General features: G+C 52.5%; 17 protein-coding genes. 8 read left to right on the top strand and 9 right to left on the bottom strand.

Translation table 11 applies throughout. The annotated features are described in order from the left end of the window. Nucleotides 1–106: 106 nt before the first annotated feature. The 7 genes from H144_RS0112250 to H144_RS0112220 form a co-directional block, all read right to left on the bottom strand. On the bottom strand, nt 107–1426 hold the full coding sequence (locus tag H144_RS0112250; RefSeq protein ID WP_026350633.1) for an ABC transporter permease: 1320 nt from the start codon (nt 1424–1426) through the stop codon (nt 107–109). 33 nt (nt 1427–1459) lie between these two features. Beyond that, entirely contained in the window at nt 1460–2374 is a 915-nt protein-coding gene (locus tag H144_RS0112245; RefSeq protein WP_019942358.1) for an ABC transporter ATP-binding protein, read from the bottom strand. 151 nt (nt 2375–2525) lie between these two features. Then, nucleotides 2526–2963 (bottom strand): hypothetical protein, encoded by a 438-nt coding sequence (locus tag H144_RS0112240; protein WP_019942357.1) that lies wholly within the window; start codon nt 2961–2963, stop codon nt 2526–2528. A gap of 141 nt (nt 2964–3104) precedes the next feature. Beyond that, nucleotides 3105–3509 carry a hypothetical protein gene (locus tag H144_RS0112235; RefSeq protein WP_019942356.1) on the bottom strand — a complete coding sequence of 135 codons (405 nt, stop codon included), beginning with the start codon at nt 3507–3509 and terminating at the stop codon, nt 3105–3107. A gap of 131 nt (nt 3510–3640) precedes the next feature. After that, complete coding sequence (locus H144_RS0112230) at nt 3641–4867, bottom strand: alanine dehydrogenase (protein ID WP_019942355.1); 1227 nt, start codon at nt 4865–4867, stop codon at nt 3641–3643. Between the two features lie 47 nt (nt 4868–4914). Beyond that, on the bottom strand, nt 4915–5346 hold the full coding sequence (gene tsaE / locus H144_RS0112225; RefSeq protein WP_019942354.1) for a tRNA (adenosine(37)-N6)-threonylcarbamoyltransferase complex ATPase subunit type 1 TsaE: 432 nt from the start codon (nt 5344–5346) through the stop codon (nt 4915–4917). A gap of 56 nt (nt 5347–5402) precedes the next feature. Beyond that, nucleotides 5403–6689, bottom strand: coding sequence for a Gfo/Idh/MocA family protein (locus tag H144_RS0112220; RefSeq protein WP_019942353.1), 1287 nt, complete (start codon nt 6687–6689; stop codon nt 5403–5405). A gap of 114 nt (nt 6690–6803) precedes the next feature. Between H144_RS0112220 and H144_RS0112215 the strand changes: the two genes are divergently transcribed. The 4 genes from H144_RS0112215 (at nt 6804) to H144_RS0112200 (ending at nt 12914) form a co-directional block, all read left to right on the top strand. Continuing rightward, nucleotides 6804–8738 (top strand): heparinase II/III domain-containing protein, encoded by a 1935-nt coding sequence (locus tag H144_RS0112215; protein ID WP_033402609.1) that lies wholly within the window; start codon nt 6804–6806, stop codon nt 8736–8738. A 5-nt stretch (nt 8739–8743) separates the two neighbouring features. Continuing rightward, nucleotides 8744–9679, top strand: coding sequence for a sugar phosphate isomerase/epimerase family protein (locus H144_RS0112210; RefSeq protein WP_019942351.1), 936 nt, complete (start codon nt 8744–8746; stop codon nt 9677–9679). Between the two features lie 12 nt (nt 9680–9691). Next, nucleotides 9692–11788 carry an outer membrane protein assembly factor BamB family protein gene (locus tag H144_RS0112205; protein WP_019942350.1) on the top strand — a complete coding sequence of 699 codons (2097 nt, stop codon included), beginning with the start codon at nt 9692–9694 and terminating at the stop codon, nt 11786–11788. A gap of 91 nt (nt 11789–11879) precedes the next feature. Further along, complete coding sequence (locus H144_RS0112200) at nt 11880–12914, top strand: Gfo/Idh/MocA family oxidoreductase (RefSeq protein ID WP_019942349.1); 1035 nt, start codon at nt 11880–11882, stop codon at nt 12912–12914. A 77-nt stretch (nt 12915–12991) separates the two neighbouring features. Here the strand turns inward: H144_RS0112200 and H144_RS31750 are convergent, their stop codons facing one another. Then, nucleotides 12992–13360 (bottom strand): T9SS type A sorting domain-containing protein, encoded by a 369-nt coding sequence (locus H144_RS31750; RefSeq protein ID WP_033402605.1) that lies wholly within the window; start codon nt 13358–13360, stop codon nt 12992–12994. A 466-nt stretch (nt 13361–13826) separates the two neighbouring features. On the opposite strand from H144_RS31750, the gene H144_RS0112185 reads away from it, so the two are divergent. The 4 genes from H144_RS0112185 (at nt 13827) to H144_RS0112170 (ending at nt 15540) form a co-directional block, all read left to right on the top strand. After that, nucleotides 13827–14375, top strand: coding sequence for an RNA polymerase sigma factor (locus H144_RS0112185; RefSeq protein WP_019942346.1), 549 nt, complete (start codon nt 13827–13829; stop codon nt 14373–14375). Between the two features lie 11 nt (nt 14376–14386). Beyond that, the gene (locus H144_RS0112180; RefSeq protein ID WP_019942345.1) at nt 14387–14764 is read left to right on the top strand and encodes a hypothetical protein; all 378 of its coding nucleotides are present in this window, start codon (nt 14387–14389) and stop codon (nt 14762–14764) included. Between the two features lie 79 nt (nt 14765–14843). Then, a complete protein-coding gene (locus H144_RS0112175; RefSeq protein WP_019942344.1) occupies nt 14844–15101 on the top strand; it encodes a hypothetical protein in 258 nt (85 codons plus the stop codon). 31 nt (nt 15102–15132) lie between these two features. Then, on the top strand, nt 15133–15540 hold the full coding sequence (locus H144_RS0112170) for an Hsp20/alpha crystallin family protein (RefSeq protein WP_019942343.1): 408 nt from the start codon (nt 15133–15135) through the stop codon (nt 15538–15540). Between the two features lie 91 nt (nt 15541–15631). On the opposite strand, the gene H144_RS0112165 is transcribed toward H144_RS0112170, so the two are convergent. After that, nucleotides 15632–17410: a RagB/SusD family nutrient uptake outer membrane protein gene (locus tag H144_RS0112165; protein WP_019942342.1), complete on the bottom strand. Its 1779-nt coding sequence runs from the start codon at nt 17408–17410 to the stop codon at nt 15632–15634. Between the last annotated feature and the right edge of the window lie 33 nt (nt 17411–17443).

Here is a 17443-nt window from a genome sequence, read left to right as displayed (position 1 = left end):
TGCGCAAAGATGGCGACTCTTTTTGAGCAGTTCTATCATTGATCGGCCAAAAATAGCAAATTTACCACAACGGCAGCCGTTTGTGAATCTTAAAAAACGTTAAAGGTCATTTATAAAATATCCATTTCACCAACTCCTTGTAACTAACCTTTTTGCCGTACATCAGGATACCCACGCGGTAAATGCGGGCGGCAATCCAGGTGGTGCCCATGAAGCCCAGGATGAGCAGTACCATCGACAGGACCAGTTCCCAGGCCGGCACACCGAACGGAATGCGCACCATCATGATAATGGGCGAGGTGAACGGAATGATAGACGTCCAGAATGCCAGCGTGCCGTCGGGATCTCGGAGGACAAACTGGGCGAAAACGAAGGAAAAAATGATCGGTAAGGTAATCGGAAGCATAAACTGCTGGGTGTCCGCATCGTTGTCCACCGCCGCACCCACGGCACCGAACAACGCGCTGTAAAGCAAATATCCACCCAGGTAGTAGAACAAAAAGCACCCCAGGATCAGCGGAATGTTCAGGCTGCTGACGGCGCCCAGGATTTCTCCCACCGGGTTATCGGCAGCGTTGCCCTGCATGGCCTGGTTCGCAACCTGAGCCTTCTCCATTTCCTTGGCTACCTGCGCCGACTGTTTCGACATGTTATTGCTCAATATCGCCGAAGTTGCACTCGTGAGCGCCGTCGTGAGCAGTATCCAGAGGACAAATTGCGTAAGCCCTACCAATGCGACACCGATGATCTTGCCGAGCATCAGCTGGAATGGTTTCACGGAAGAAATGATCACTTCCACGATACGGCTCGTTTTCTCCTCGGTAATGCCGCGCATCACCTGCGTACCATAAATGAACACCGACATATAGATAAGGAATGCGCAAATACCGCCGATCACCGTAGCCGCGCCGGAACTGCTCGTTTTCTCTCCGCCGTCGCTCAGGCTGATCGTCTCCGAGTTCACGTTCACCCGCGAATCTTCCAGGATTTTGTGCGTAATGCCCGCTTCGGCGAGCTTGATGTCCTCGATCTCCTTCTCGATCACCTTTTCGATCTCCGATTTCAGGTCCATACTCACATTCTTGGCGGCATAAATGCGTACGCTCTTCGGCGCTTTGATCACATTGGCCGGAATGTATACGAGCGCGTTGGCGTCGCCTTTCTGGAAAGCCGCTTTGGCGGAGTCGAGGCTGCTGTCGGTAAATTCGAATTTGAGTGCTTCCGAATCTTTGAATTCTTTTTTAAATAAACCGCTTTCATCCAGCACCTGCACGGTTTTGGTATCCACCGAGCCCACAGCTACCCAGATCACCGCCGCGTAGAAGCCCACAAAAAGCAGCGGGCCCAGCAGTGTCATCACGAGAAACGACTTCTTCTTGACCCTCACCAGGTACTCTCTTCTTAAAACCAGATATATATTTCGCATGGGATTCGGATTAATAGCTTGGTTGAACGGGCATTATGCCTCGGGAACTTCGTTGACAGCTTTCATAAAAATGTCGCTCATCGACGGGATATTCTCGCCGAAAGCACGGATCTCTACCTTCGATACCAGGTTCAGCAGCAAAGCATTGGCGGTCGAATTGCCGTCTAGGTGAATGTTGGCCCGCAGGTAGCCGTCTTCCAGGACTTTCTGGTCGAGGATCTGGTAAATCGGGTCGAGCTGGTCGAGGTGGCCTTTATATTCTACAAAATAGGTATGCGTTTTAAACTCTTCCTTGATCTGCCGCTTGGGGCCGTCGAGCACCTTTTTGGACTTATGGATCAATGCAATGTAGTCGCAAAGCTCTTCCACGGTTTCCATGCGGTGCGTGGAAAAAATAATGGTACTGCCTTTTTGTTTCAGTTCCAGGATCTCGTCCCGGATCAGGTTCGCATTGATGGGGTCGAAGCCGGAAAATGGCTCGTCGAGAATGATCAGGTCGGGCTCGTGCAGGACGGTGGATACGAACTGTACCTTTTGCTGCATTCCTTTCGAAAGATCGGAAATCTGCTTGTCCCACCAGGTTTTGATATCGAATTTAATAAACCACGTTTTCAGCTTGTCCATCGCTTCTTTCTGCGAAAGGCCTTTCAGCTGGGCAAGGTACAGCAGCTGCTCCCCTACTTTCATCTTCTTGTAAAGCCCGCGCTCCTCGGGAAGGTAGCCGATCCGCGAGATATGGTCGGGATTGAGCGGTACGCCATCGAAAAGTATTTCCCCGCTATCCGGGCCGGTAATCTGGTTGATAATGCGGATGAGCGACGTCTTGCCGGCCCCATTTGGCCCGAGCAGTCCAAAAATACAGCCTTTGGGTATCGAAATACTCACGTTACTGAGGGCTGTATGATTGGAATATTCCTTCGTTACATTCCTAACCTCGATGATGTTCATAGATTTGAAGACGGTATAAACGCAAATATGCGAAGTAATTAGCTCAGCCCTTGTCGCCACAGGTACAAAAGCCCCATTTGACTGACCAATGGCAAAAATAAAAAGCGGACGGAATAATCCGCCCGCTTCTTACATGAATGCGTTATAACCTTCACGCGTACTTCTCGCGGATCTGGAACAAAACCCAGAAACCGATCAATCCGCCGATGATGAATCCGAAGATACTCAGCTGGATAAGGTTGCTCACCAGGCCGATCAGCAATGCGTAATACAGCAGGTTCCAGCCGGCACGTTTGCGTGCTTTGAGTGGAGAAAACGCCAGGAGATACATCACCAGCGCTACAATGCTGAACGCCAGCCCGACGTAATAATTAAATCCGATGCCGACCGCGACAGCACCGCCCGCCCCGAACAGCGCCCCGCCTACGCCGAGGGCGGTAAGCAAGCCCAGCACGCCGATCAACGACAAAATCAGGAGAATGTAAGGGCCATACTGCGCGAGAAATTCTTTCACGCTCTCGGAGAATGGCGGAAATTTTTGAAGAAAAATGGGTTCGAGTTCCTTTTCAAGAGGCAGTTTTGATTCCATAAGTAACGGGGATTTGATCTGAATTTCAATTAATTGATTTTAAAACTAAAACAAATTCAAGGAACTCGATCCCCACGACCTAGTAAGCGTTCCAACTGTTTATTTATCGGCCTTCGATCACTTTTTCAATGTCACGAATCATTAATCTTCCGGATAAGGTACGAAAACGAATCCCGAAAACTCGCCGATCAAAGCGAAAAGGCAGCAGTATTCGTCCGGGTTCTTATAATTTTCTGTAAAAAGCAGCACCGATTCCTCCCCGATCAGCTTCCGGTCTACAAACTCCTGCATATACGAAGCCTTATACACGTAGCGGTTGGTCAGTTCGTTGGCGCCGATGAGCAGCACACCGAGGTCGACCTCGTTATTGGTGACCGCGAAAATCGGGTGTTCAGAGAAACCGCGCTTGCGGATCTGGTAGGACGCCTCTTTCAGCTGGTCGGCCACCCTGATAAAATCCTGAGAAATAAAGCCCATGATCTTCTGATTCAAATCCGGAGAATTTGCATCATCCATCAGGGCATTTTCATTGCTGTTGTTGATCATTACGTTATAGTATGTTAGAGGCTGTAAGCTTTAAGCAGCAGGCTTTAAGCCGATTGCGCAACTAGCACAGATAAATTTTAATAAAAAAAATACATCAAGCTTACAGCCTAAGGCTTAAAGCTTATAGCTCCTTACATCCTCGCTGCGAGCAATAATGTGAGATCCTTATACCTCATGTTAAAGCTTCTGGCGATGTGGGAGTTGGTGAGCGTGCCTTTGTGGCAATACACTCCTTTCATAAACCAACGATTGGCATAAATCATTTCCTCGATGCCGCCAATATTGCCGGTTTGCAATAAAAACGGCAAAAACACATTGCTGAGCGCCGTGCTCGCCGTGTGCGCCACGCGTGAGGGAATGTTGGGGACACAATAATGGATCACCTCGTTATATTTGAATGTGGGGTTCTTGTGCGTCGTCATGCGCGACGTTTCGAACGACCCGCCCTGATCGATGCTCACGTCGATGATCACCGAGCCCGGCTTCATCTGCGACACCATTTCACGTGTCACCACCATCGGGCTCAGGCCATTTTCGGCGCGCATGGTACCGATCACCACGTCGGCCCGGCCGATGGCCTCGCCCAGCGTTTCCGAATCGATGATGGAGGTGTACAGGTTCTGCCCGATCGAGTATTTCAAGCGCTGGAGACGATAAATGTGTTTATCAAAAACCTTCACGTCGGCGCCCAGGCTCAGTGCCGCGCGCGTGGCGAACTCAGCCACGGTACCTGCGCCCAGGATCACGATTTTCGTCGGCGGCACGCCGGTAATGCCGCCCAGGATCACGCCCCGGCCGCCATTGGGCGTCGAAAGGTATTCTGCGGCGATGAGCAGCACGGTACTCCCGGCGATTTCGCCCATGGCGCGGATAATGGGCTTGCCGCCCACCTTATCCTCGATGAGCTCGTAGCCGATACCGGTTATTTTAAGGTCATTGAGTTTTTCAAAATACTGTTTTTCCAAAGCGGGCAGATTCAGCGCGGAGATCAGCGTAGTGCCGGCTTTCACATAACCGAACTCTTCTTCCACGAGGGGCTCCACTTTCAGGATCACATTGGCCTGGTACACTTCTTCCGGGCTATGCACGATCTTCGCACCCGCTTCGCTGTACTCGTGGTCGGACAGGTTGGCACCTTTGCCGGCATCCTTTTCCACCCATACCTCATGCCCGTTCCTGACGAGGATCGCCACGGCGTCGGGGGTAAGCGCAATGCGGTTTTCCTGCAACGAAACTTCCTTCGGCAAGCCTATATGCAACGAATTCTGGTCCTTTCGGACCGCCATTAATGATTCCTGGGGGTACAGCACCGACTGCTTGGCGAGCGCTTCAAAACCGGTAATCTGAGGTTGTGGCATTGACTGGCAAAATGAAGTGTGAAACTAAACTGACTAAATGTGACCTCTTATACCTTGGTGACTTCCAATATTCTCATGCCACTTTCATCCGCTTCCAGATAGAGCTGCATGTAATTCAGCGGCCAAAGGTTTTCTACCTTCCCCGGCCATTCGACAAAGCAGAAATCCCCCGAATCGAAATACTCCTCCACACCCATGTCCAGGGCTTCTGTTTCGTCCTTAATCCTGTAAAAATCAAAATGATAGATTGTTTTCCCGCCCGCGTCGTACTCGTTCACCAGGGAAAATGTGGGGCTTTGCACGTGGGTCGTGACCCCGAGATGGTTACATAATGCTTTGATCAGCGTCGTTTTACCGGCGCCCATGTGGCCCTCAAACAGCCAGACAGGTGTTTCGGCGCCTAGCCTCAGGAGCGCTTCGGAAACACTTCCAAGCTCGTCGAGTTCCTTAAAACGAATAACCGTGGGCTGTCCAATCATGTTACAAAAATACACAATTTGGACAAACCCGTGACAATTTTATGCCCTCGCGGGCGTCATACTTTCCACTCCTTCCGCATGGCACGCCCGAGCAGCTCGTTCGCTTTTTTATCGCCCTTGAATTGCTCCTTTTGCGGGTCCCACTGCAACGAACGCCCCAAGCCGTACGCGATATTCCCGATATTACATACCGAAGCGGTGCGGTGCCCCGTTTCCACGTCGCAAATAGGCGGCTTGCGGGTACGGATGGCATTCAGGAAGTCTTTATAATGGTTTGTGCTCACGTACACGCCCGCGTCGCCGGCGTTGAATGTCTTGTCTTTCAAGGGTTCCGGGGTCGTTCTCAGTTCACCACGGGCTACGAACACTTCTCCATCGGTACCCACGAAATGACAATGCTGCTTCCCTTCCATCGGCCGGTGGACCACCTCCACGCCATTGGCGTATTTGTATACCAAACCTTTCCCCGGTTCGGAATAGATCAGTTCCGAAGGCCCGCTGGCGTCCATCCCCAGCCCCCATTGCGCAATATCGAACATATGCGCGCCCCAGTCGGTCATACCGCCGCCGCCGAACTCGGCATAATCCCGCCATTTAGGCCAGAATGTCGCATTCATGGCCGGCGCGAGCTCGTTGTTATATGGCCGCTCGGTCATGTTCGGACCCATCCAGGCCTCCCAGTCGAGGCCGTCGGGCTTGGTTTCGCCTTGTAAATCCCACACTTTCGGCGGGCCGCCTACATTGACATACACCTGCTTCACCGTGCCGATCGCCCCGCTCCGGACGAGCTGCACCGCTTTGGTAAATTCCGGCGCCGAGCGCTGCATGCTGCCCGTCTGGAACACCCGGTTATGGTTCCGGGCGGCATTCACCATCGCCCTTCCCTCTTTAACAGTTAATGAAAGTGGTTTTTCACAATAAATATCCTTACCCGCCTCCGCTGCCCGTACGGCCATAGCCGCATGCCAATGGTCGGGCGCGGCAATCACCACGGCGTCGATATCCTTGCGATTGAGCAATTCGCGGAAATCCTGAATGCCTGTCGCGGCCTTATAGGTGCCCTGGCCGAGTTTTTCGGCGTACCATTTGTTGGTCGCATGCACGAAAGCGTCCAGTTTCAATGCGTACACATCCGACGCCGCCACGATGCGCGTTTCCTGCGTATCCAGAAAGCGGTTGCGCAGCCCGCCGCTCTGCCGGCCGCAGCCGATAAAGCCCAGTGCGAGCATGTCGCTGGGCGCCTGGTAACCCCGGCCGAGCACATGACGCGGCACGATCATGAACGAAGAAATGACGGCACCGGCTTTCAGGAAGTCGCGGCGGTTGAGACATTCGGTATTCATATTTTTTCAAAAAATTATCCTGATTGAATTTAAATTAAAGGCCGAAGTCAGTGATTCTACTGGATATTGGAGTCTTATATTAAAACCGCATTCAACTTCCTAAACCACAGCCTTATGGTCCGATTTCTGATGGCGCTCGCTCTGCTGTTTTCCGTGCAGGCGCATGCGCAAGTCACCCAGCGTAACCTTTTAGCCAAAAAATACAGTCAGGCCGCATTTAGCGAAGCCCTCTTGCCGCACGGACAATGGGCGCCTTATCCGAAAACACCCGAAGCATGGCGCGCCAAAACCGACCCGGCGGAGCTGGCAAAAATCATTAAAGCCGGCGAAGAAGCCCTCGAAAAGCCCATACCATTGGTAACCGCAAGCCTGCTGCTCGATTTTACCCGCAGCGGCGACCGCGAACGGCACGCGGCAGCGTCGTTTGGGCGTCGCAACCAGCTCATGAACCTCGTCCTCGCCGAAAGCATGGAAGGTAAAGACCGGTTTACGGAAGCCATTCTCAATTCGGTATGGGCCATTTGTGAGGAAACGTATTGGGGCGTGCCGGCGCATTTGAGTGCTCAGCGCGCCAAAAACGGCCTGCCCGACGTAGAAGACCCGACGGTAGACCTTTTCGGGGCCGAAACGGCCGCGGTACTGGCGCTGACCGATTATTTTATGGGGGAAAAATTAGCCAAAATCTCACCGCTCATCCGTCCGCGCATTTATTTTGAAACCAATAAAAAAATCTTCGAACCGCTCAGACAACCGACTCGTTACGGCTGGCTGAGCACCACAAACCCGGTGAATAACTGGAACCCGTGGATCGTATCCAACCTGCTCATCGCTGACCTGCTGCTCGAAAACGACGCCAAAAAACGCGCTGATAATGCCTATCAGTACACCGTCTTTCTCGACCGGTATTTCAATAGCCTGGGCGACGACGGCGGCTGCGACGAAGGGCCGAGCTACTGGTTTGCCGCCGGTGCGAGCGCATATGATGCCCTCGCGATCCTCGAAAGCGCCACCAACGGGAAAGTGAATATTTACGACGAAGACCTGATCCACAAGATGGCGGCCTATGTATATAAAGTACATATCGCAAACGACTATTTCGTCAACTTCGCCGACGCCGATCCGAAACTGAAACCGGACGGACTAATGCTCTACCGCTTCGGGAAAGCCGTGGAAGACCCCGAACTGGCCGCATTCGGCGAATGGGCGTACGGCCAGTTTGGGGCCGTGACGGGCGGCAACGGCTACCAGCGGCCGCGCAAAGTATGGAACCTGCTCGGTACCGCGGAATTGAAAGCCGACAAGAACAAAACTTACAAACCGGTGCCGAATGCATGGCTGTCGGACATTGAAGTGCTCACGGCACGGTCGTCGAATGGCCTGTACCTGGCCACGCACGCCGGGCACAATGCGGAAAGCCATAACCATAATGACGTGGGCGATTTCATCGTGTATGCCGATGGAGAGCCGGTCATCGTCGATGCGGGGCGCGGCAACTATACGGCGCGAACGTTTTCGTCGAAGCGCTACGAACTCTGGTTTACGCAGTCGCAGTACCATAACCTGCCTGTTATCAACGGCCTCGGCCAGCCGGCGGGCAAGCAGTTCAATGCACGAAATGTAAAAAGCAATGCTTCGGACAAAGAAGTATCGCTCGCGATGGACATCGCGCCCGCATACCCGCAGCAGGCCGGCGTGCTCAACTGGAACCGCATTGTGAAGCTGAACAAAGTCAAAAATACCATCGAAATCGCCGACGACTTCGCATTGAAACAGAAGCCCGATTCTTTACAGCAGATATTTATGACCGTGTGCCAGGTCGATACCGGCACGCCCGGCAAAATCATCCTCACCACTGCCGGTAAAAAAACGGTATCGCTCACTTATGATCCAAAGGCCTGGACGGTAGCCACGGAGCTCCCCTCCACCGAAGGCATGGAGTACAGCAGTTTCAAAACCAAATGGGACGGCAGCCCCGTCACCCGCATTGTACTCACAGCCAAGACATTGAAACCAAAAAGCAAACACAGTTTCATCATTTCCAAATCCTGAACCATATGAACCGCAGAGATTTTCTGATTAACAGCGCCGTCGCCGGCAGCATCATCCCCTCGCTGGCCGGGGAAGCACTGGCACGCCCGGCGGCAGCGGACCTGAAAGTCAATATATTTTCCAAACACCTGCAATTCCTGAACTACCAGGACATGGCCGAAGTAGCCAAAGAGCTCGGTTTCGACGGCATCGACCTTACAGTTCGTCCCAAAGGCCACGTATTACCCGAAAAAGTGGAGACCGATCTCCCGCTGGCCGTGGAGGCGATGAAAAAGGTAGGTATGGCGCCGCAAATGTTCTGTACGGCCGTGGAAGACGCGAACAACCCCGTCGACAAAAAGCTGCTCGAAACGGCCGCGAAACTCGGTTTCAAATACTACCGGATGAACTGGTACCGCTATAACGAACAAACAGCTATTCCCGGACAACTCGGTGAATTCAGCACAAAAATGGCCGGATTGAGCCAGCTGAATGAGAAACTGGGCATTTACGGCTGCTACCAGAACCATTCGGGCCGGATGGTGGGCGCCTCTATGTTCGAGATCTGGCAGATTTTGCAAAAAGCCAATCCAAAAACGATGGGCGCGCAGTACGACATCCGCCACGCGACCGTCGAAGGCGGGCTGTCGTGGCAGACCGGCTTCAACCTGATCCGGCCCCATATCAAGACGATCGTCATCAAGGATTTTTATTGGGAGAAAAACAATGCAGGTAAATGGGTGGTGAAAAGTGTGCCGTTGGGGGAAGGTATGGTGGATTTTAAAACCTATTTCAAACTGCTGAAAGACTTGCAGGTGGACGTCCCGATCTGCCTTCACCTCGAATATCCGCTTGGCGGCGCGGATCAGGGCGCATTTCAGATTAGCGTGGACAAAAAGGTAGTGTTCGACGCGATGAAACGCGATCTGGCAAAACTGAAAGAACTCTGGGCAGCCGCTTGATAACCGCATTCCATGAAACTGATACCCATTCTCCTGTCGGGCTCGCTGGCCGCATTGTGCGGTTTCGCGCTCGTCACGCAGCCGGCTGACCAAAACTGGCCCGAATACAACGGCGATGGTTCGCGCAGCCATTATTCGGCATTGAACCAGATCACAAGGGATAATGTAGCGCAGCTCAAAGTCGCCTGGACATATGCGTCGGGCGGCGCCGACACGGTCCGCAACCGCACGCAAATGCAATGCAACCCGATTGTCGTCGACGGGATTCTATATGGCGTTTCGGCCGGGATACAGGCTTTCGCGGTGGACGCTGCGACTGGTCGGGAGATATGGAAAACAAATTTGCAGGACAATGGCGGCACGTTGAGCCGCGGCGTCACCTATTGGTCGGATGGCAGAGAGAAACGCATCTTTTTTGGCGCGGGAAAATACATGCATGCGTTCAATGCGACCGATGGTTCATTGGTCCCTACATTCGGAGAAAACGGCCGCATTAACCTGAAAAACGGCATCGAACGCCCGGGCTCAGACGATTATGTGACATCCAACACGCCGAATACCATTTACAAGAACCTGCTCATCACGGGCGCACGCGTGAACGAATCCGAAACCGCGCTACTAGGCGACGTGCGCGCCTATGACGTGCGTACGGGAAAACTGGTTTGGACTTTCCGGACGATCCCGGCCAAAGGCGAATTCGGCGCGGAAACGTGGCCGGCCAATGCACGCGAAAACTTCGGTGGTGCCAACGCATGGGCCGGCATGGCGATCGACCGCTCGCGGGGGATCGTCTACATTCCGACGGGCTCTGCGGCTTATGATTTTTATGGCGGAAATCGCCCGGGTAGCAATCTTTTCGCCAACTGCCTCCTCGCCCTCGACGCCGCTACCGGCAAACGCCTGTGGCATTACCAGCTCGTTCACCACGACATCTGGGACCGCGATCCGCCCTGCCCGCCCAACCTCGTGACGGTCACGCATAAGGGCAAGCGCGTGGACGCCGTCGTGCAGGTGACCAAGCAGGGCTACGTGTTCGTGCTCGACCGTGCGACGGGCAAGCCGCTCTTCCCGATCAAAGAAACCGCATTTCATTTCCCGGCAATCGGAGGTGAGCAGGTAAGTGCCACCCAGCCGATCCCTACCCTGCCCGTTCCGTTTACCCGGCAGACATTCAACGCCACGGATTTCAATTCCTTCGTCGCCGACCGCGACTCGTTGGTGGGATTGCTTGCCAAAGCGAAAACCGGCAGCGCCTACATTCCCATCACGTCCAGCATGACCATTTTCTACCCCGGAACCGACGGCGGCGCACAGTGGGGCGGCGCGGCGACGGACCCGGAGGGCATCATGTACGTTCCGGCCAAGGAAATACCCGTTTATACTTCATTGGTAAAAAAGGATATTCCCAAGAGCAGCGCGGGCGTTACAGGTGCTCAGCTTTATCAACTGCATTGCGCAGCCTGCCACGGCGCCGACAAAATGGGCAACCACGACGGCTCCTACCCTTCGCTCGCCAACCTGGAAAAGCGCCTGAAACCAGCACAGATCGAAACGATTTTACAGAATGGCCGGGGCATGATGCCGTCGTTTGCGCACATTTCGGACGCCGAAAAAAAATCCATCATCGCATTTCTCACCAATCAGGGACGCAACGAAAGCATTACCATAAATGCTAAAACGCAGCTTCCTTACCAGCACACGGGCTACAACCGCTGGTACGACCGCGCTGGTTACCCGGTCAGTCAGCCGCCCTGGGGCACATTAACCGCCGTTGATCTCAATACCGGCCAACGAAAATGGCAGGTACCGCTCGGGGAATACAAGGAGCTCACCGCCAAGGGCATCCCGCCCACGGGCACCGACAATTATGGTGGCCCATTGGTAACAGCCAGCGGGCTGATTTTCATCGCTGCCAGTCGCGACGAGCAGTTCCGCGCATTCGACAAGGAAACCGGTAAAATCCTGTGGGAGGCCGCATTACCCGCTGCAGGGTACGCCTCGGCGAGCACCTACTCAGTGAATGGCAGGCAATATGTCGTCATAGCCTGCGGCGGCGGAAAGTTGAATACGAAGTCAGGGGATAGGTATGTGGCGTTTGCATTGCCATAGCAGAGTTTTTCCTTTGTCAATCTAAATGTAAAATTAACTTTGCAAGCATGATCGAGATATCCTCTCAACCTTTTCATACCAATTCAAAACTATGCCTTCAAAAATTCTCAATGTCGGTTTAATCGGCTTCGGTTTGTCGGGGCGGTATTTTCACTCGCCGTTCCTGAGCACCAATCCTAATTTCAAGATTAAAACGGTGGTCGAAAGGTCCAAAAACGAAGCCCAGGAGTTTGATCCGACCATCGGCAATGCGCGGTCGGTCGAGGAACTGCTGAGCGACGAGGCCATCGACCTCGTGTTCATTTGCACGCCCAACGATACGCATTTCCAGTACGCAATGGACGCCCTCGAAAACGGCAAGCATGTCGTGATCGAAAAGCCGTTTTCCGCTACCGAAGAAGAGGCGCGCCAGCTGGTGGCGCTAGCCAAAGAAAAAGGCCTGGTATTGACCGCCTACCAAAACCGCCGCTGGGATTCCGACTTCCTGACGATTCAAAAGCTGCTATCCGAGGGTAAAATCGGCGATATTATCGAGTACGAATGCCGTTACGACCGCTACCGCGAGGCTGTGGCCGGCTCCTGGAAAGAGCGGGCGGTACCGGTTGGCGGAAACGTCTATAACCTCGGTCCCCACCTGATCGACCAGGCGCTGGTGCTCTTCGGCGAGCCGGAAACGGTAACCGCGGACATCCGCATTGTTCGCCCGAACAGCGAAATCGACGATTATTTCGATATTCGCCTGGGCTATAAAGACAAGTCGGTGATCGTCAAATCCAGCCTGATGGTGTACGAAAACCAGCTCCGTTACGTGCTGCACGGCACGAAGGGCTCGTTCATCAAGGGCGGGCTCGACCCGCAGGAGGAAACTTTGCGAAAAAACATCCTACCTACCGAACAGCCTTGGGGCGTGGAGCCGGAAGACCGCTGGGGTAAGTTATACAGCCCCGAGTTTACCGGCATTGTCGAAAGCGAAGCCGGCGATTACGCGCCATTTTACCAGAATGTATACGACGCCATCGTGAACGGCGCCGAGCTGGCCGTGAAGCCGGAGGAAGTACTCAGGACCTGCCGGGTGATCGACCTCGCATTCCAAAGCAGCAATGAAAAGAAGGTTTTGGCTTACTAACCGGCCATAACAAAATAGCAAAAGGCAGCCCGGAATATCCGGACTGCCTTTTTTTAGTGCCAAATCAGCAGGCTGTATTATTTGATAACTGCTGTTACCTGACGTTTTGTTTCCGTTGAGATCGCGAATGGCTTTGTAGTGATTTCGCTGCCATTGTTGATTACGAAGCTGTAATTTCCGTCAGCCAGGTTCGACAGGTCGAAAATTTTCGTGTAGTTTTCAGACTTAGGAATTGAAGTGCTGTACACAACTGTTCCTGTGAAATCTTTGATAACCAGTGAAGATCTTTCTTTAACGCTTTCGAGGGACAATTTAAATTTCAATTCCGCGCCAGAAACGAGCTCGATAGAAGCTGCGTTGTTTTCTTTTACTTTATCGGCAGCGATTGAAAAGTTAGCAGCTGATACTCCCACCAGAACTGCGATTGCCAAGATAGTTTTTTTCATTTTATTTCTAATGTTTAATGTCTGATTCAATGTTACCAATTTGTACTTTTCAGGCATTTGCCTGATCAAGCTCTTCAAGCAGTCTGTATTTTTCATTTCTGCTCTTTGGACATTACAAAGGTACCCAACATTGTGATTTAAAGTCAATAGGAGCGATTTAGACGAGTCAAAGTTCTTTTTTCAATGATGTATAAATATTGAAATAATTATATGTTTCTAGAAAAAGTACAGCACTTCGTTTGAAATCTGCCAGTCGAATTAGAAAAGTACAATTCGACATATTTGTACTTTTTAAATATTAAAGCTAATTATTGTCATATTGACGATTATTGCCACGAAGACGTGAACAACCCCGAATGCGTTGACTTCGTGCTCATTCGCCTTCGGGGCAAAAAATTTTATCAGAAAATAAAGTAATCCGCTCCCCCTGCACGTCTGCAATCCCAGAACCCGTTACAAAGCCCGTTTGTCGCAGAAAAAGCCAAATATCATCCAAACCGTCACATCCTATGGCAAGCAGCTGCTGGGGTTCATCCGTCAGCGTGTGAATACCGATGAGGATGCGGAAGATATTTTGCAGGATGTATGGTACCAGCTCAGCACTGTGCCAGAAATTGAGGCGATCGAGCAGATGAGCAGCTGGCTGTTCCGCGTGGCCCGTAACCGGATCATCGACAAGTACCGGAAGCAAAAGCCCGATTCGCTGGAAGATTACGGGTATGAGGACGAAGACGGCGAGTTTCATTTCAAGGACATCCTGCTGGCCGACGGCAGTACGCCGGAAACCGCTTACCTGAAAGACCTTTTCTGGGAGCAGCTGAACCTTGCATTGGACGAGCTTCCCGAAAATCAGCGGCAGGTATTTATTTGGAACGAACTCGAAGACCAGACTTTCCAGGAAATCGCCGATCGGACCGGGGAGAATATTAAAACCTTGATTTCCCGCAAACGCTACGCCGTGCGCCATCTGCGCGAGCGGCTCGAAAACGTGTACCGGGAGTTTGTAAATTATTAAATTTGTTCACCATGATGGACCCGCAAAACAGAGGTAGGAGATTTCGGCTTGCGCTGCCGGTTTTCGCTGTGATCGCAGCGCTGGCCCTGGGAGCGATTGTGCAATGGCTTTGGAACGCCATTCTGCCCGCCGCCGCCAACTTCAATCCCATTAGCTATTGGCAGGCGGTAGGGCTGTTTGTTTTGTGCAAAATACTGTTTGGAGGGTTCAGAGGGCCTGGCCACCACCATCATCATCCCAAATGGCGCCGGTTCAACCGCCGCTTCGGGCGCGAGGCGCGCGAGGAGGCATTGGCCTGGAAAGCGAAATGGATGAAAATGACCGACGAGGAAAGACGGCGCTTTCGCCAGGAAATGCGTAACCGATGGAGAAAACCTCCCGAATTTTAAAGTATTTTTTCAACCTGCACGTCTGCATGATTGTAAGCGCAATAGGGCGCACATTTCATTCATCCAAATAGACAAAACCATGTTCATCGTCATCTTAAAAGCAATCGGGGCGGCCGTCCTGGGAGGGTTACTGCTGTTCGCACTGCCGTTCCTGATCTTCAAAGCGCTGTTTTTCTTTCTATTTATCGGATTGATTTTCAGACTATTCGCCGGAAGGCGCCGTTACCGCCTATGGAGGCACTACCATTCGTATAATGGTTACCCCAGTCACCTTTCGGGCAACCAGGACAGGGAATATCTGACCGACCCGTTCCGGTACGGCCCGCAAAAGATTTAATTCATCTTCCAACTAAAAACCAGTTAATACCATGTGCAATAACAGATTCGGACATCGCGGCTTCGGAATGCGACACGAGTTCCACGGCCGGGATTTCGGCCAGCACCGCGGCGGATACCGCGTGCCGGTGAATATCGTCAAAAACGACGGCCATTACGAAATGCTCATCTTCGCGCCCGATCGCAACAAAGAAGATTTCAATGTCAAAGTGAAAGGCTTCGAATTGAGCATCTCCTACGAGGTGAAAGACGATCTCGGAGAGAAACGCAACTGGATCCGTCACGAATTCGATAAGACGTCGTTTGAAAGAACATTCATGATCGACGACAGTGTGGATACCGAAAATATCCGCGCCGAGTATACCAATGGCATTCTGCAACTCATTTTGCCCATTATTCCCGGTGCCGAAAGACCTTCGCACGACATCAGCGTGAGCTAGAAACCATCTTCATCGCAAATAAGAAAGCCCCTGCGCAACCGCCGGGGCTTTTCTGATTACAAACGCTTAACAAATACTGGCTTTAACCAAATCATTTATAGGCAGGGTCCTGCGTGAGGGTGGCAGCCCCTGCTTTGTACGAACGGTCGATGGCTTCCTGCGGGATCGGAAAAAATTCGTTTTTACCCTTGGTGAAGACAGCGCCTTTCTTGTAAACTCTTTTGTTGGATTCTACCGCGACATAAGCATTCAGCGTCTCGGCGGCAATGCCCCAGCGCTGCAAATCGAAGAACCGGTGGCCTTCCATCGCAAACTCCAAACGGCTTTCGAAACGCACCGCTTTACGTGCGGTGGCGGCATTGGTCCACGCCTGGTCGTAGATTTTGATCAAATAATTGGCCGCAGGCTCGTTCATGACGGTAAAATCATCCCGCGATTTCGAACCTTGTACCGCTTTTTTCACAAAACCGGCCGGGTTCATGGCACGGGTACGGATCTGGTTCACGAGTTTCCGGGCATTTTCGAGGTTGCCGAGCTCCACTTCGCATTCGGCGAGCCATAGCAGCACCATTCCATAACGCATAATGCGGTAGTTGTTGCTGGAAAGGTTACCCCATCCGTTAATACCAAATCCTGCTTTTTCGGAAATGTGTTTTTTAGGCGAATAAGGCCCTGCATACGTCTGGTCGCGGATGAAGTCGCTGCCGTGGATTTTGAAGTCCTTGAACAAAATCCCGCGGCGGCCGACGGTTTGGTCCAAACGCGGATCGAGGGTACCGGTGTAAGGCTCAAACGGGTCGGTATACTTCAAGCCCTGGTCGTTTTTCACGTCGCTGTCATTGAATGTATCGAGCAGCGGCAGACCTGCTGCGCTGGTTTTGAATGCATTAACCAGGTTTTGGGATGGCTGGTAAAACCCGCAGCAGCCCCAGGGGTCGATGTATGGGTGCGCCAGACCTACGCCCGCGTCGGCCGCGTCGCCGGATGCGCTGGAAACCGCGTACTGAATCTCGAAGATGGACTCGGCATTGTTACGGGTAGCAATCAGGAAGTTATCCTCGAATTTAGGGGCCAGCGTAAATTTGCCCGATGCCACGATCTGTTCCAAAACAGGTTTCGCTTTTTGTAACACAGCTACGTTGGCGGCGCCCGTCGAGATATTCCAGCCCTGGTACATGTAGGTTTTGGCCAAAAACGCCAACGCGGCCCATTTGGTCGGCCGGCCCACCTGTGACTGTGCTTCGGGCAAGCCTTCGGAAGCCGCTTTAAAATCGGCTTCGATCATCGGCCAGGCATCCTTGTCGTTCGGTATTTTGGTGGATTCGAGGTCGTCGAGTTTGTAAATCGTCTCGTCGATGTACGGGATCGTTTTCCACATTTTTTTCGCTTCAAAGTGGAATAATCCGCGCAGGAACCGTGCTTCGGCAATAATCTGCTTTCTGCGGGCGTCGCTCACTTCTTTCACTTCGGACAGCGTGTTGATGACGTCGTTGGTTCGGGCAATGCCTTTGTACAATCCGCGCCATTTGTTGCGAATGTGGCCGTTGGTCGGCTGAAAGTCCCATTTCTCGATGAACGACTGCTCCGGCTGGTCACCTGCGTCAGTTCCTTTATATGAGTCGTCGGAAGCGAGGCCGCCGAACACCCAGCTCTGGATGTCGTTGTTCCACGAGTCCTGGCCATCGAGGCCCTGGCCGTCGATCATCGCGTAGGCACCTACGAGCAGGCCTTCCACACCCGCCGGAGTTTTCAGGGCTGTCGGGCTGTATTGTCCCTGCGGATCACGACTCAGAAATTCGTCCTTACAAGCGGAGACTATCCCGATCGCCAGCCCCACCGAAAGCATGTATTTTAAGATTCTTGCATTCATATAGCTTGAATAGTTAAGATCAATGAAAAAAAC

This window comes from Dyadobacter beijingensis DSM 21582 (assembly GCF_000382205.1).
Taxonomy (GTDB): Bacteria; Bacteroidota; Bacteroidia; order Cytophagales; family Spirosomataceae; genus Dyadobacter; species Dyadobacter beijingensis.
Note: the sequence above shows the minus strand (reverse complement) of the source record. Positions and strands in the feature narration are given on the sequence as shown.

Bases quoted from the DNA above. Each gene is read 5' to 3' on its own strand.
- H144_RS0112250 (WP_026350633.1), bottom strand. From the start codon at position 1,426: ATGCGAAATATATATCTGGTTTTAAGAAGAGAGTACCTGGTGAGGGTC.
- H144_RS0112245 (WP_019942358.1), bottom strand. From the start codon at position 2,374: ATGAACATCATCGAGGTTAGGAATGTAACGAAGGAATATTCCAATCAT.
- H144_RS0112240 (WP_019942357.1), bottom strand. From the start codon at position 2,963: ATGGAATCAAAACTGCCTCTTGAAAAGGAACTCGAACCCATTTTTCTT.
- H144_RS0112235 (WP_019942356.1), bottom strand. From the start codon at position 3,509: ATGATCAACAACAGCAATGAAAATGCCCTGATGGATGATGCAAATTCT.
- H144_RS0112230 (WP_019942355.1), bottom strand. From the start codon at position 4,867: ATGCCACAACCTCAGATTACCGGTTTTGAAGCGCTCGCCAAGCAGTCG.
- tsaE (WP_019942354.1), bottom strand. From the start codon at position 5,346: ATGATTGGACAGCCCACGGTTATTCGTTTTAAGGAACTCGACGAGCTT.
- H144_RS0112220 (WP_019942353.1), bottom strand. From the start codon at position 6,689: ATGAATACCGAATGTCTCAACCGCCGCGACTTCCTGAAAGCCGGTGCC.
- H144_RS0112215 (WP_033402609.1), top strand. From the start codon at position 6,804: ATGGTCCGATTTCTGATGGCGCTCGCTCTGCTGTTTTCCGTGCAGGCG.
- H144_RS0112210 (WP_019942351.1), top strand. From the start codon at position 8,744: ATGAACCGCAGAGATTTTCTGATTAACAGCGCCGTCGCCGGCAGCATC.
- H144_RS0112205 (WP_019942350.1), top strand. From the start codon at position 9,692: ATGAAACTGATACCCATTCTCCTGTCGGGCTCGCTGGCCGCATTGTGC.
- H144_RS0112200 (WP_019942349.1), top strand. From the start codon at position 11,880: ATGCCTTCAAAAATTCTCAATGTCGGTTTAATCGGCTTCGGTTTGTCG.
- H144_RS31750 (WP_033402605.1), bottom strand. From the start codon at position 13,360: ATGAAAAAAACTATCTTGGCAATCGCAGTTCTGGTGGGAGTATCAGCT.
- H144_RS0112180 (WP_019942345.1), top strand. From the start codon at position 14,387: ATGATGGACCCGCAAAACAGAGGTAGGAGATTTCGGCTTGCGCTGCCG.
- H144_RS0112175 (WP_019942344.1), top strand. From the start codon at position 14,844: ATGTTCATCGTCATCTTAAAAGCAATCGGGGCGGCCGTCCTGGGAGGG.
- H144_RS0112170 (WP_019942343.1), top strand. From the start codon at position 15,133: ATGTGCAATAACAGATTCGGACATCGCGGCTTCGGAATGCGACACGAG.
- H144_RS0112165 (WP_019942342.1), bottom strand. From the start codon at position 17,410: ATGAATGCAAGAATCTTAAAATACATGCTTTCGGTGGGGCTGGCGATC.